The 12,020-nt window shown below is 61.5% G+C and carries 13 protein-coding genes; 4 read left to right on the forward strand and 9 right to left on the reverse strand.

The genetic code is table 11. From position 1 onward, the window contains the following. Positions 1-206, reverse strand: a 206-nt coding sequence (locus tag JCM12178_RS14855; RefSeq protein ID WP_157054941.1) for a DUF4147 domain-containing protein, incomplete at its 3' end; no start/stop codon positions are given. A gap of 16 nt (positions 207-222) precedes the next feature. After that, positions 223-1,413 carry a hypothetical protein gene (locus JCM12178_RS14860; protein ID WP_054652489.1) on the reverse strand — a complete coding sequence of 397 codons (1,191 nt, stop codon included), beginning with the start codon at positions 1,411-1,413 and terminating at the stop codon, positions 223-225. A 276-nt stretch (positions 1,414-1,689) separates the two neighbouring features. On the opposite strand from JCM12178_RS14860, the gene JCM12178_RS14865 reads away from it, so the two are divergent. Next, positions 1,690-2,130, forward strand: coding sequence for a hypothetical protein (locus JCM12178_RS14865; protein WP_054652491.1), 441 nt, complete (start codon positions 1,690-1,692; stop codon positions 2,128-2,130). A 61-nt stretch (positions 2,131-2,191) separates the two neighbouring features. On the opposite strand, the gene JCM12178_RS14870 is transcribed toward JCM12178_RS14865, so the two are convergent. From JCM12178_RS14870 to JCM12178_RS14885, 4 genes are read right to left on the reverse strand one after another with little or no spacing between them, the layout of a single operon-like run. Continuing rightward, positions 2,192-2,584, reverse strand: a complete 393-nt coding sequence (locus JCM12178_RS14870) for a PqqD family protein (protein WP_054652493.1) — start codon at positions 2,582-2,584, stop codon at positions 2,192-2,194. After that, the gene (locus JCM12178_RS14875) at positions 2,547-3,023 is read right to left on the reverse strand and encodes a hypothetical protein (protein WP_054652495.1); all 477 of its coding nucleotides are present in this window, start codon (positions 3,021-3,023) and stop codon (positions 2,547-2,549) included. Before JCM12178_RS14875 ends, JCM12178_RS14870 begins: the two co-directional genes overlap by 38 nt. After that, the gene (locus tag JCM12178_RS14880; RefSeq protein WP_054652497.1) at positions 2,999-3,397 is read right to left on the reverse strand and encodes a hypothetical protein; all 399 of its coding nucleotides are present in this window, start codon (positions 3,395-3,397) and stop codon (positions 2,999-3,001) included. Before JCM12178_RS14880 ends, JCM12178_RS14875 begins: the two co-directional genes overlap by 25 nt. A gap of 3 nt (positions 3,398-3,400) precedes the next feature. Then, positions 3,401-3,997, reverse strand: a complete 597-nt coding sequence (locus tag JCM12178_RS14885) for a hypothetical protein (RefSeq protein WP_054652499.1) — start codon at positions 3,995-3,997, stop codon at positions 3,401-3,403. Positions 3,998-4,180: 183 nt separating this feature from the next. Here JCM12178_RS14885 and JCM12178_RS14890 point away from each other — a divergent pair, with 183 nt between their 5' ends. Beyond that, positions 4,181-5,641: a PP2C family protein-serine/threonine phosphatase gene (locus tag JCM12178_RS14890; RefSeq protein WP_369404536.1), complete on the forward strand. Its 1,461-nt coding sequence runs from the start codon at positions 4,181-4,183 to the stop codon at positions 5,639-5,641. On the opposite strand, the gene JCM12178_RS14895 is transcribed toward JCM12178_RS14890, so the two are convergent. The 3 genes from JCM12178_RS14895 to JCM12178_RS14905 are packed head-to-tail and all read right to left on the reverse strand — an operon-like array spanning position 5,638 to position 8,573. Then, positions 5,638-5,967, reverse strand: coding sequence for an STAS domain-containing protein (locus JCM12178_RS14895; protein ID WP_054652511.1), 330 nt, complete (start codon positions 5,965-5,967; stop codon positions 5,638-5,640). The two genes, JCM12178_RS14890 and JCM12178_RS14895, sit on opposite strands and share 4 nt — an antisense overlap. Before the next feature lie 21 nt (positions 5,968-5,988). Beyond that, the gene (locus JCM12178_RS14900) at positions 5,989-6,435 is read right to left on the reverse strand and encodes an ATP-binding protein (protein WP_054652503.1); all 447 of its coding nucleotides are present in this window, start codon (positions 6,433-6,435) and stop codon (positions 5,989-5,991) included. Beyond that, on the reverse strand, positions 6,432-8,573 hold the full coding sequence (locus JCM12178_RS14905; protein WP_054652505.1) for a SpoIIE family protein phosphatase: 2,142 nt from the start codon (positions 8,571-8,573) through the stop codon (positions 6,432-6,434). The genes JCM12178_RS14900 and JCM12178_RS14905 overlap by 4 nt, the downstream gene beginning before the upstream one ends. Before the next feature lie 139 nt (positions 8,574-8,712). Here JCM12178_RS14905 and JCM12178_RS14910 point away from each other — a divergent pair, with 139 nt between their 5' ends. Next, positions 8,713-11,226, forward strand: a complete 2,514-nt coding sequence (locus JCM12178_RS14910) for an ABC transporter ATP-binding protein (RefSeq protein WP_054652507.1) — start codon at positions 8,713-8,715, stop codon at positions 11,224-11,226. Positions 11,227-11,314: 88 nt separating this feature from the next. Then, the gene (locus tag JCM12178_RS14915) at positions 11,315-11,860 is read left to right on the forward strand and encodes a hypothetical protein (RefSeq protein WP_054652509.1); all 546 of its coding nucleotides are present in this window, start codon (positions 11,315-11,317) and stop codon (positions 11,858-11,860) included. The last annotated feature ends 160 nt before the right edge of the window (positions 11,861-12,020 follow it).

Below are 12,020 nucleotides of genomic sequence, written 5' to 3' on the forward strand. Positions count from 1 at the left end.
TCCACGGCAGCGGCCATGGGTGCCGCGCCCTTGCCTGCGCCGAGCAGCAGCACGCGCCTGTATTTGGAAAGGTCGTATTCGGCACCTGCGGCGTGGAGGACGGTTCCGTCCAGACGGGTGTTGCGCTCCACGGCCCCGTCCGGGGCCACGGCGGCAAGGGCGGCGTCGAGGATAGCCGTGAGTTTTCCTTTGTCGGATTGGGGCATTTCGGCTCCGAAATCTCTACGTGGTGGTTGTAGGTTTTGGGTCAGGGCCCTGCGACACGGCGCAGAACACGGCCAGCCAGAGCGGGACGGCGGTGACGGGGTTGTGGGTCAGGCCCACGAGCAGCCCCTGCGCCGCGATGCAGGTTGCCAGCCCGGCCATGAAGCGGTTTCTGGCGGTGCCGACGAGCACCAGCAGGGTCGTGAGCAGGGCTATGGGTGCGGCAAGCCCCCACGCAAGGCCCAGCCTGAGCCACATGGGGGTGGCCTGAAAGACGAACGCGCCCTCCATGGCGGAAACACCGGTGGCCTGCTTCCAGAGGTACATCATGCCGAAGGGAATTTTGCCGGGCAGCGGCTGGTCCAAAGGGAAGCCCATGAGCATGGCGGCCGGGTCCTCCAGCATAAGCTTAACGCCCTCCAGCCACATCCAGTAGTCGGTGATCTTGGGGGCGATGTCGAAAATCGGGTGGGCCGAGAGAATGGTCGCGGCCAGCGTTATCAGGCACACCAGCGAGTACGGCGCGCGCTGGTACCACTTTCCGCTGCCGAAAAAGAGCGTGGCCCACATGGCCGCGAACAGTGCCGGACGCGAGAGGGTGGCCAGAATGCCGAGCATGGTGATGACGCGCAGGGCGTCGGTGTCGTCGTCGGACAGGCCGAAGCCCGCGCAGAGCGAAAGCAGCAACAGGGTGGCCATGATGTCGTTATCGAGGCCGGATATGGGCGGCAGGCCGGGCAAGAAGAGCCGCAGGGCGAGGTCGGCGCAGACCATGAAGCCGAGTACGCCGCCCGTCTTGATGAAGGCCTTTCTGGCCGGAACGCCGAGGGTGACGCTCCACGCGATGGCAAAAAGCGCGTAGGCCGGAAAGCGGGCCTCCTGCAGATAGGGCCAGAGCCACGCCTGTTCTTCCACAAGCGGGATGCCGTAGCGGTAGAGCAGCACGGCGGCCACCACCATCCAGACCGTCAGGAAGGCGGGCAGGTTCAGGCGGGCCATGCTGTCCCTGCGGCGGCGGGCGAGCGGTCCCATGAACAGGCTCAGCAAGAGGGCGAGCGCTGCCACGGCCAGCCATGTGTAGTCCATGGCGGCATCAAGGGGCATCGTGGTCTGCATGAACCGGCTGCCGACGGCCAGCAGCGGGGGCATGAGATAGGCCGCTGCAAGGGGGCCTGCCGAGAGTGCGCGGAAGGGTTCGCGTTCAGGCATGATGTTTGTCTGGATACCCGTATTGCGCGCGGGGGTAAAGGAGAGCTTTGCGGAGCCAAAAACTTCAACCGATGCTTGAAAAAAATTTCATGTGGTTTTGGCTCCTTGCAGAGTTGCATTTGTAACCACCTGAAACAATGAACAAAATTCGATTGAGCTTGCAACATGCCGAATTGCTTGGTGATATTGTCATAATCCATGTGGTGGTGTATGGTGGTGGCGTTTGTGGCGCGTGTTTGCACCAAAACCAACGGGCGGATTCGGAGGACGAACGGCATGAAACGCATCCTTGAGCATAGACTGGCACTTCTTCGTGCGGCGGTTCTGACTGCATCACTATTCGGGCTTTCCGGCTGCGTGGCGGCGATTGCACCGCTCCTGTCTCTTGGCGGCGCAGTGACTGCCGCGCCTGCGGTTCAGGTGGCCGCGACCGCTTTTTCGGTTGGCGAGTACTGCTACGAGTATTCGGAGAACGACCGTAATCCGGTGGAAGTTGTGGAATACAAGCTTGCCAAGGTGTCGGATTTTCTTGATGGCGAAGAAACCGAGGTCCCGCAGGCCGAGGCCCCGGTCATGCTGGCCGAGCCGGACAGCCGCTCCCGGCAGACCGCGCCGAACGCGTCAAGCGCCGCATTGAACTGCGCCGCCTGCAGGTGCGGTCGGTACAGGCCCGTGAAGTGGCCTTCAACCGGGCCGTGCAGGATAAAATTCAGCTGAAATGGACCCCGAAACGGGGCGTTGATCTTTCCCGCGGCGCGGACGGGGACGTCACGCTGCGCTAGTCTTCCCTTATGGCGATGATGCCGCGTTCGCCGAGCATCCGCATGAACGAGGCCACCGAGAGTTCGGCCTCTTCCTGAAGCACGCCGTACCGCTCGCAAAAGGCCTCGGCAATGGCCCGGACCGAGTGTTTTCCGTCCACCCGCTCCCATACGAACCGGCCCATGGCATCGAGCTCCACGCGCTTGGTCATGGGTTTCCCGTCCCAGAGCCCCAGCTTTTCGGCAGGCCCTGCAAACCACGGGCGCACCATGGCCTCGTACGCCAACTGCACCTGGCCGTCGGCAGTCGTTTCCTGACGCACTCCGTGGTTGCGTACCGGGATCATGCCCATGGCCCGCTCGCGGTCGAACTCAGGCTTTGGCCGGGTTTTCCTGCGAAAGAACGCCATACTTCTCCGTGATGGTTGAAAATTCTTCAAGGCACGGCCTGCGTGAATGCAGAAACGCGGCCAGCACCGCATTGGCCTGTGCCGGACGATGCAGCCAGCCGTAGCGGTTGGAACGGCCGGGCAACAGTTGTTTCAACCCGCGCGGCTCCCGTGCCCAGCGTAGCGGCTCCTCGTCGCTCTTCGGCACAAATTCATCCGGCCAGATGGCGCGGCCCCATTCGTGGAGTGGCTTGCCGTCCAGCAGCGCGTCCGCCGGGGCCAGCCGTTCAAGCTGCAGGGTCGCAAATGTGCGCACGCCCTTTTCAGGCGCGTCGGGAGCGATCTGCCTGCCGCGCGGTCGGATGAACTTCATCACAAACCGGCCGGGCCGAAACGAGCTGGAGTCCAGCAGCCAGTGGACCGGCAGCCGGAAGGTCAGGCCGAACGCCTGCCACGGCACGGTGTCGCCCCCGCTGTGGTCGCAAGGGACGCGACAAGCGTTTCCTTGCCGGGCGAATCCGGCGCGCACTGAAGCTCGACGATCAGGTTTGTGCCCTTGTGGTACAGCACGCAGCCTTCAAGGTTCTCGCCATGAAAATCGGTGACATGGAATCCGTGCGGAGTGGTTTCGTCGCGTGCTTCGGCCCGGGCTTTTCCCCGGCTGAGCTTGCGGACGTGCTTCTCGGGCCGGAACCGTCCGGGAACGCGCTTCCAGCGAAGCTGCACAGCGTCCGTGCCGTCGCCGAGCACAAGGGTGTTGCGGTCCAGCAGCCGGAGCGGTCGCTCACCGGGATCAAGGGAAATGCCGTTCCAGGCGATGCGGCCGGACTGCATCCGCTAGCGGGGAACAAATTCGTCGAGGTTGATTCCGTGCTTCATGCCCTTGCGCTTCTTGGGGGGCGTTTTGGACAGGTAGCACTTGTAGTCGTCCTGAAGCAGGGTCACGTCGGTCATTTTCACGGTCACGCCGGGCCGGAACTCCGGGTCCACGCTGTAGGTCAGCGAGAGGTTCACCGTGCGCTCGCCGTTCTTGATGATCCATTCCCAGACGATGACGTTGCGGAAGGCGTCACCCTTGTAGCTGTCCGGGTCGCCGTATTTCCTTTTGTAGCGCTTGAGGAGGTCGTCGAAGAGGCGCTTGCTGCGGTCCACGAACTTGAGCTTGATGCGCACGACCTTGTTCGGATGGGCGCATGTGGCCGTATAGATGTCGCCGCCGCGAACGCCGTGAATGGCGCCGTGCTTCAGCGGCGCGTCCTTGAGAAAGAGGATGTCCGAGCTGTTGCCGTAAAACTCCATGCGGCACAGTTCTTCGTATTTGGCAAAGTCGTCGCCGAGAGTGATGCCGGCAAGCGTGCTGGGTGGCTCTTCGGCGTGTGCGGCTGTAACGGCCAGTCCGGCCAGGATGATGCAGGCGATGAGCAGTTTTTTCATGGGTCGGCTCGCATGTTTCGGTTCAAATCCGTCCTGCGCTTGTTTTACAGCAGTTCATGGAGTAAATCAAAAGATAAGAAGGAAAAACCCGTATGGGAGAAAGGGGGAACGGTGCGGGCTTACATATATTATCTGGTGACGCTGGCGGCCACGGTGGTCTATGGCGGGCAGGTCTGACCGTTCATCGAGTCGCTCCCCGTGTGGGAGCTTGTAGTGTATGTCGCCGCGCCGCTGCTGGTCATTTCGTTTGTCCGGCCCATTCTTCAGCCGGGGCTGGTGGAGGCCGCGCCGCTCTTCGCCCGCGCCCGCAGGCAGTTTCGGCTGGATATGGGGCTGTACCTGTTCGCCGCCCTTCTCGGTGCCATCGGCATCCATCTCGTGGCTGGATTTCCCTTTGTTCACAGTGGCCTGAAACTCAGCCTTTCCATCTCGACGATGGGGCTTTTCGCTTCGCTGGACACTGCGCTGGCCAAGGAACGCGACGTCATTGCCGAGGCCCGCACCCGCAGGGGCGCGATGCGTCCGCCACGTCGCATGACTTCTCTGACCCGCCGCTTCTCGCTGGTGGCCGTCGTCATAATGGTGCTGCTGGCCGTGGTGCTGCTGCTGGTCCTCACCCGCGACATCCACTGGCTTGCTGCCCAGCCTGCCACGCCGGAAACCTTTGAAACCATCACCCGCTCCGTGCTGGTGGAAATCCTCTTCGTCATGGGCGCGCTGTTGGTGCTGGTGGTCAACCTGATCCTCTCGTCCTCGCGCAACCTCAAGATGCTCTTTGAGAACGAGACCGAGGCGTTGGACCGGGTGAGCCGCGGCGACCTGAACGTCTACGCGCCCGTGGCCACCAACGACGAGTTCGGCTACATCGCAGGCCAGACCAACACCATGATCGAAGGACTGCGGGACCGGTTGAAGATGCGAAAAGGCCTTGAAATCGCGAGGGAAGTGCAGGTTAACTTCCTGCCGAAAACCGTCGAGGCCGAAGGTATGCAGGCCGCCGGAAAGGCCCTCTACAGCGACGAGACCGGCGGGGATTTTTTCGATTTCATTCAGGAAAACGGCAAGGTCGTCATGCTTGCGGCAGACGTGGTGGGGCACGGCATCGGCGCGGCCCTGCTCATGGCGTCATGCCGGGCGTACCTGCGTCAGGCCGCCTCTGACCCTGCATTGTCGCTGGCGGACGTGGCCGGGACGGCGAATCGGCAGCTCTGCGGCGACGTGGAAGGCACCGGCCGGTTCGTGACCGGTTTTCTGGTGCAGTACGACAGCGCGACCGGCGAGGTGTTCTGGGTCGGCGCGGGGCATCCTTCGGCGGTGCTCTATACGCCTGCCAGCGGAGAACTGGCGCGGCTCAAGAGCTTCGATATCCCGTTGGGCGTGGATGCGCAGTGGACCTTCCGGGCTGAACGGCTGGGGCCCTCGGAACATGAGCGGTACCTGTTGCTGCTCACGGACGGCGTGACCGAGGCCCGGTCCGGCGACGACATGTTCGGGGACCGTCGGCTGGAGGCCGCCATCCGGCGCGGAAGCACGGGCAGCGCCTCGGAGTTGGTGGATGAGGTGGCGCGGTCCGTGGGACGCTTCTGCCCCCGCCCGGACGATGACGTCACGCTGGTGGCGGTGCGGCTGAACCCGACGCTCTAGAACTTCGATGCTTCGCCCCGCGCGGCATACATGGAGAATATCTTGTCGTATCCGGAAACCTCGAAGACTTCGCGGATGTAATCCTTGACCCCGCAGATGGCTACCTTGCCGGAATTCTTCTTCAGCCGCTGGTAGGCCAGCACGAGAATCCGCAGGCCGGAGCTGTTGATGTAATCGAGATCGGAAAAGTCGAAAAGCAGGCGGGTCTCGCCCTTGTCGAGCAGGCCGAGCACGGCCTCTTCGAGGTGCTGGGTTTCGTCCGCGCCGAGGCTCCCGGCAACGCTGAGCACGGCAACGCCGTTTTCGGTGCTGTGATTCACAGGCATGATGTCTTTCTCCCTCTTCATTTACGCCGTGCAGGCGTTATCGTCGGTGATGTCTTTTTCGAGGCGGACAATGTTGCGTCCGTCCTCGCGTTTGTATTCAATGCAGTGCATGAGCTTTTTCACGATGTGCACGCCCATGCCGCCGATCTGCCGGGTGCGGTCCTCAAGGGGGACCTCCAGCTCCGGCTCCGGGGCGGTGAGGATGTTGAAGGGCCGCGCGTCATCGGAAATTTCAAGCGAAAGCCGGGTCCCGTCGATGGCGAGCGTCACGTCGATGGGATGCTCGTCAAGGTCGCCGTATCCGTACGACAGGATGTTGGTGATGAGTTCGTCCAGCACGAGGGTCAGGGTGAACACCTGCTTGGGCGACAGGGCGTGCTTCTCCCCGAACGCCTCCACCTGCGGGCGGAAGATCTGAAAGCACTTCTGCTTGTTGGTCATGCGGAACGAGATGCTGTCGTGCGTCATGATTGCTGTCCGGCATCGTGTTTTCGACGAATGACCACCATGGTCATGTCGTCCTCACGGCCTGCCCGGCCGACGTGTTCCGTGACCGCCTCAAAGGCGGCCCGAACAATTTCATCAGGGTCTTTATCCCTGTTTTGACGAACAATGGCAAGCAGCCGCTCCTTGCCGAACATCTCGCCTTCCGGCGAGTGGGCCTCCCAGAGGCCGTCCGTTGCGAGAATGACCAGCTCGCCCGGCACGAGATCAGTTTCGCCCGGTTCATACTTCATGTCCGGGGCAACGCCCAGCGGCAGGCCCTCCCCGCGCAGTTCACCAAACTCGTCGCTGTCTGGCTTCAGGGTCAGGGCAGGGTCATGCCCGGCGCGGACCCAGCGAACCATGGCCGAGTCCGGAGAGAGCTGCAGGTAGAACATGGTCATGAACCGGCCGGTCTCCTCAAGATCGCGGCTGAGGCTGTTGTTCACCAGTTCGATGCGCCGCTCCAGCCCGGTGCGGGTGCCGGAGATGCCCTGCAGGAGCGCGCGGGCCGTGGCCATGAGCAGGGCGGCCTGCATCCCGTGGCCGGTGACATCGCCCACCACCACGGCGAAGGCGGAGCCGTCGCGTCCCTCCACGGGCAGAAAGTCGAAATAGTCACCGCCGGTCTGATCGCTGTAGAGCAGCGAGCCCGCGATGTCGTACCCCGGCAGGTCAGGCGCACTGTCCGGAAGAAGCAGCTCCTGCACCGTGCTGGCAAGCTCCATGTCCTGCCGGATTATCATGTGCTCCTGCAGCTTGGGTCCCATGTCGTTCAGGGTGCTGATGACCAGATCCCGCTCGTCGCCGAGACGCATGTCCAGCTTCGTGGAGAAGTCTCCCTCCGAGAGGCGTCGCGCCGTGCTGGCCATGGCCAGAAGCGGCTTGGTGGACTTGTTGGACCAGTAGAAGGCAAAAAGGCCCACCAGCCCGCACACCACGAAAATACCGATGAGCGAATAGCTGCGCAGGTTGTGAAAAAGGGCCATGATGCTGTCGCTGACGCGGGCCGGGTAGGACTCCAGCGCGCTCTCGGGCAGGATGATGATGAAGGCGTAAGTATCCCGCGAGGCAAAAGCCCAAATGCTCGGCTCGCCCTTGTAGGGCATCTGCATCAGGCCGGACTCCTCGGTTTCGACGCGGTTCAGGAAGTGATCGAACGCTTTCCGGTCGTCGGACTGCAGCCAGTCGCGCTCAATACCCATATGCCAGTTGGCGTGCCGGGTTTCATAGTCGCGCTGGGCCAGCACCATCAGGCCGGTTGCGCCCTGCTCGTTCTTGGCTCTGGTTACGAGGAAGGAGCGTTGTTCACCGCCCCATTCCGCGCCGAGGCGGGTTTCCATGAGTGAATCCGAAAGCGGGATGTCCACCGCCGCCACGCCGATCAGTTTCCCGTCCGCGTACTTGATAGGCATGGCCGCAGTAGCCATGACCCTGCGCGTGACCGGATCCACCACCGGCGAGGTCCATGTGGGCTTGTCGGCCGCGGCTGCGCGTTTGTACCAGTCCGTCAGCCGGGCGTCGTACATCATGGGGTAGCCGCTGTGCCCCGGATACACCGCTCGGATGCCCGAGGCGAGGTTGACGTGCAACCAATAGGGCTGAATGGTCTGGTACAGTTCCTTCATGAACGGGAGCAGGTTTGACAGGGCATCGATTTCCGCTTTGGCCTGCGATTCGTCCATGCCGCCGGGCAACAGGATGGCGACCTGCTGCATGTCAACCGAGAGCTGCTTGCGTCGGCCCATGGGCGTTTTCATGAAGTAGCGGTTCTCTCCGGAGTCGACGGACTCTCTGGAGCGGGCCATCATGTCCCGGCTGGCAAGAAAATACCCGGACTGGCTGCCGCCCTCCGATGCCAGGCTGTTCTCGGTGGCCAGCGCGAGCATTCGTGCCGAAAGGGTAATGGCGGTGCCCTCCCCCTCCAGCACATCGGCAGCCGCCACCACCGAGCTTTCCAGCCCGAGGCGGATGAGCTGGCCGACTTCGGTGCGGGTGCGCGTTGTCACCTCGTCGAGGACCTCGCCGCCAGCCTGACCGATCATCTCGCGCAGGAACAGCAGCGGAAGGATGCTAAATGCGAGAAGGATTATAAAGAATTTCCAGCGGATGCTCAGTTTCATTGCCACTCCCTGAAGGAGTATACCGTGAAATCGGAATAATGATAAGCATCCGATTCCATCGGGAAAATAAAGGTTTGGCTTTCCCTGTCCTCATGTCGTATGCTCCCCGCAGCCTCTACAAACTCAAGCGAGCCGCTTCATGCAGAACAACGACAACAAGCCGATCACCAAGACGTCTCTGTACTCGTGGGTTTTTCATAAAAACCTTAAACTGCAGCTGGTTGTGGCGGCCGTCATTCTCGTTACCGTGGCCATGCGCGTGCTCCCGCTGGAGATGCAGAAGCGCATCATCAACCAGGCCATCGGCATGAGCGACCTACACAAGCTCTACCTGTACTGCGGCCTCTACATCGGGGCAACCGTGCTGGCGGGCGTGCTCAAATACGTCATCAACCTGCTCCAGAACTACATCGGCGAACGGACCCTCAAGGTCATCCGCGAGCGGCTTTACGAGCACGTGCTCTCCCTGCCAGTGAACTTCTACCGGCATACCTCGCCCGGACAGGTCATATCCTACACCATCACCGAACTCATTCCGGTGGCCACCTTCATCGGTGCTGCCGTGGCCGTGCCCATGGTCAACGTGCTGACCTTTCTGGCCATGGCAGGGTACATGTTCTACCTGAACCCGCTGCTCGGCCTGCTGTCCATCTCCATCTATCCTATTGAAATATTCGTCATCCCCCAGTTGCAGAAGTTCTTCAACCGCGCCAACCGTGACCGCATCGACCAGAACCAGCAGGTGGCCGGACTCATAGGCGAATCCATCAGTGGCGTGCACGAGGTGCATTCAAACGCATCCATCCCTCTGGAATCAAACAAGTTTCGGGACGTCATCGAGCGACTGTACCACGCGACCCTGCGGATGAACGCCTTCAAGTTCGGCATCAAGTTCGTCAACAACTTCTTCCAGAGCCTCGGGCCCTTCATTCTCTTTCTCGTTGGTGGTTATCTCGCCATCAAGGGTCGCTTCGACCTCGGTGCCCTCGTAGCCTTCCTTTCGGCCTACGAAAAGCTTTACGACCCGTGGCGCGAGCTCATGGACTTCTGGCAGAACTACATAGACAGTTCGGTGCGCTACAGGCAGGTCATGGACGGCTTCGACATCGCCCCCGAGCACGAACTCGTCTGCAAGGGCCGTGAACCCGTGACCATGACCGGCGACATCTCCATTCAGGACCTTACCTTCGAAGTCGGCGGCGGCATCCGACTGCTCGACAAGGTCAACGTGCAGATCCAGCCGGGCGAGCACGTGGCGCTTGTGGGCTTCTCCGGCTCGGGTAAAAGTACGCTTGCTCTGTGCATCGCCCAGCTTTACCGCTACACAGGCGGCTCGGTGAAGATCGACGGCTTCGAGGTCAATGACCTCACCAAGCAGGACATGGCCCGAAACGTTGGCATGGTCGCGCAGCAACCGTTCATCTTCAGCGGAACCGTGCGCGACAACCTGCTCTACACCTGCGAGGCGCTGGCCCTGCAGGGCGGCTCCTGCACCGGCGACAACGCCGAGCCTTCCCTCGACAAAGTCATCGAGGTCGTGCAGCAGGTGGGGCTGTTCCTCGACGTGCTCAGCTTCGGCCTGCGCTTCACGCTCGATCAGGACAAACACGCGCACCTTGTGGAAGCCATTATCCACGCCCGCGAGGAGTTCCGCGAATCCCACGCCGAGGACCTCAAGGATGACGTGGAGTTTTTCGAGACGGACAAGTACTCCCGCTACCTGAGCGCCGGGGCCAACGTGGTATGGGGCGCGCCCAACAAGCCGGAATGGCGCACCGAAGAGCTCTACCGCAACGAAATCTTTGTGCGTTTCCTCGAAGGCCGCGGCCTGCGCGAACCGCTGGAAGCCTTCGGCGCGGAGATCGTTACCGCCACCATTGCCGAGATCGGCCCGGATGTGGAACACCCGGACCAGCTCGCCCGAACTCCGGTCACCTATGAAGAGTACGACACCGTTCGCCGCATCGCCGCCAAGATCGATCAGGGACGCGACCTTTCCGACGAAGCCCGCACCACCCTGCTCCGGCTCGGTCTGATAATGGTCGCAGGAGTGCATACCATAGCCGAACTCTCTGACGAGCTTGCCGACACCCTTGTGGCGGCTCGTGAACCCTTCATGCAGATGATGCACGGTTTCGACCCGGACGCGCTCGACTTCCTCGACCCGGCCAATTACGTGCACACCCGTTCCATTCAGGACAACATCATCTTCGGTCGCGTGAAGGGGGGAAAGCGCGGCGAGGAACGCATCAACGAGCGCATCATGCAGCTTCTCATCATGGAAGGCGTTCTGGAACAGGTGGTGGAGATGGGCCTCGACTTTGAAGTCGGCAGCATGGGCGACCGCCTCTCCGGCGGTCAGCGGCAGAAGATCGCGCTCGCACGGACCTTCCTCAAGAGCCCGCCGATCATGATTCTCGACGAGGCCACCGCCGCGCTCGACAACGCTTCGCAGGCACGCGTCCAGAATCTCCTGACCAACAAGTATCGCGGCAGGAACACCCTCGTGGCCGTCATCCACCGTCTGGACCTGCTCAAGCACTACGACAAGGTCGTGGTCCTCAAGGCCGGGCGTGTCGTGGAACAAGGCGGCTATCAGGAACTGCTGGACAGGGAGGGCGCCCTGCATCAACTGGTATACGGCAAGAAATAGCCGCCATGCACCGTACTCGAATCCCACATTCAAGAGGAGGAGCGACATGCCATATCTATAGGTAACTTAAACCAATAGGAGGCATGCCATGCCCGAGTATCGCTGGTCGTACTACCTCACCGCTCCCTGGGAGCTGGTTGACGAATGGTACCGTGCAATCAAATTCGGAATCCGCAATCTCATCCAATGGTTTCCCGTCATCTGGCAGGATCGCCACTACACTTCCTCCGGCCTTTTTTCCGTCATGCACCGCAAGCTTTCGCTCATGCGAAATGAGTTGCAGCGCAATCCCTACTACGTCGGCGCAAAGCGCGATCAACACCTGATGCGCGTCTGCGAGGTGCTCATTGAACGCTACCTCGCCGAAGCTTACGGTGCCCCTTGTCATGAGCGGCATCGGCAGAAATGGGGTGAATCCCGTTCTTTTTTTGAGCCGGGATACGACAATGAAACAGGAGAGTTCACTCCGGACTTCTGTCGCTGGATCACCGACTGGCCGAACACACATACCCCCGAACAGCGGGAGCAGGCCACCGAGGAAATGCTTGCCTGCCTCAAGCATGAGCAGATGCTCGCGGAGCAGGACATCGCCTACCTGTTCAAACTGCTGGGCCGGCATTATCGCCGCTGGTAAGAACAGAAAGTTGTCTGGGAATACCGGGTTCTCAATCGCCGCACGGCTATTTCGGGCAGGCTCCTTTGGAGCCTGCCCGTTTTTGTTGTGGACTATTATTGAATGGGTGCGGGGCCCGCCTTCGGCGGGAGGGGCGGGATGCGGTATCCGTTTTGTTGTG

The organism is Salidesulfovibrio brasiliensis JCM 12178, from assembly GCF_001311825.1.
Taxonomy (GTDB): Bacteria; Desulfobacterota; Desulfovibrionia; order Desulfovibrionales; family Desulfovibrionaceae; genus Pseudodesulfovibrio; species Pseudodesulfovibrio brasiliensis.

Bases quoted from the DNA above. Each gene is read 5' to 3' on its own strand.
- JCM12178_RS14860 (WP_054652489.1), bottom strand. From the start codon at position 1,413: ATGCCTGAACGCGAACCCTTCCGCGCACTCTCGGCAGGCCCCCTTGCA.
- JCM12178_RS14865 (WP_054652491.1), top strand. From the start codon at position 1,690: ATGAAACGCATCCTTGAGCATAGACTGGCACTTCTTCGTGCGGCGGTT.
- JCM12178_RS14870 (WP_054652493.1), bottom strand. From the start codon at position 2,584: ATGGCGTTCTTTCGCAGGAAAACCCGGCCAAAGCCTGAGTTCGACCGC.
- JCM12178_RS14880 (WP_054652497.1), bottom strand. From the start codon at position 3,397: ATGCAGTCCGGCCGCATCGCCTGGAACGGCATTTCCCTTGATCCCGGT.
- JCM12178_RS14885 (WP_054652499.1), bottom strand. From the start codon at position 3,997: ATGAAAAAACTGCTCATCGCCTGCATCATCCTGGCCGGACTGGCCGTT.
- JCM12178_RS14895 (WP_054652511.1), bottom strand. From the start codon at position 5,967: ATGCCTGTGAATCACAGCACCGAAAACGGCGTTGCCGTGCTCAGCGTT.
- JCM12178_RS14900 (WP_054652503.1), bottom strand. From the start codon at position 6,435: ATGACGCACGACAGCATCTCGTTCCGCATGACCAACAAGCAGAAGTGC.
- JCM12178_RS14905 (WP_054652505.1), bottom strand. From the start codon at position 8,573: ATGAAACTGAGCATCCGCTGGAAATTCTTTATAATCCTTCTCGCATTT.
- JCM12178_RS14910 (WP_054652507.1), top strand. From the start codon at position 8,713: ATGCAGAACAACGACAACAAGCCGATCACCAAGACGTCTCTGTACTCG.
- JCM12178_RS14915 (WP_054652509.1), top strand. From the start codon at position 11,315: ATGCCCGAGTATCGCTGGTCGTACTACCTCACCGCTCCCTGGGAGCTG.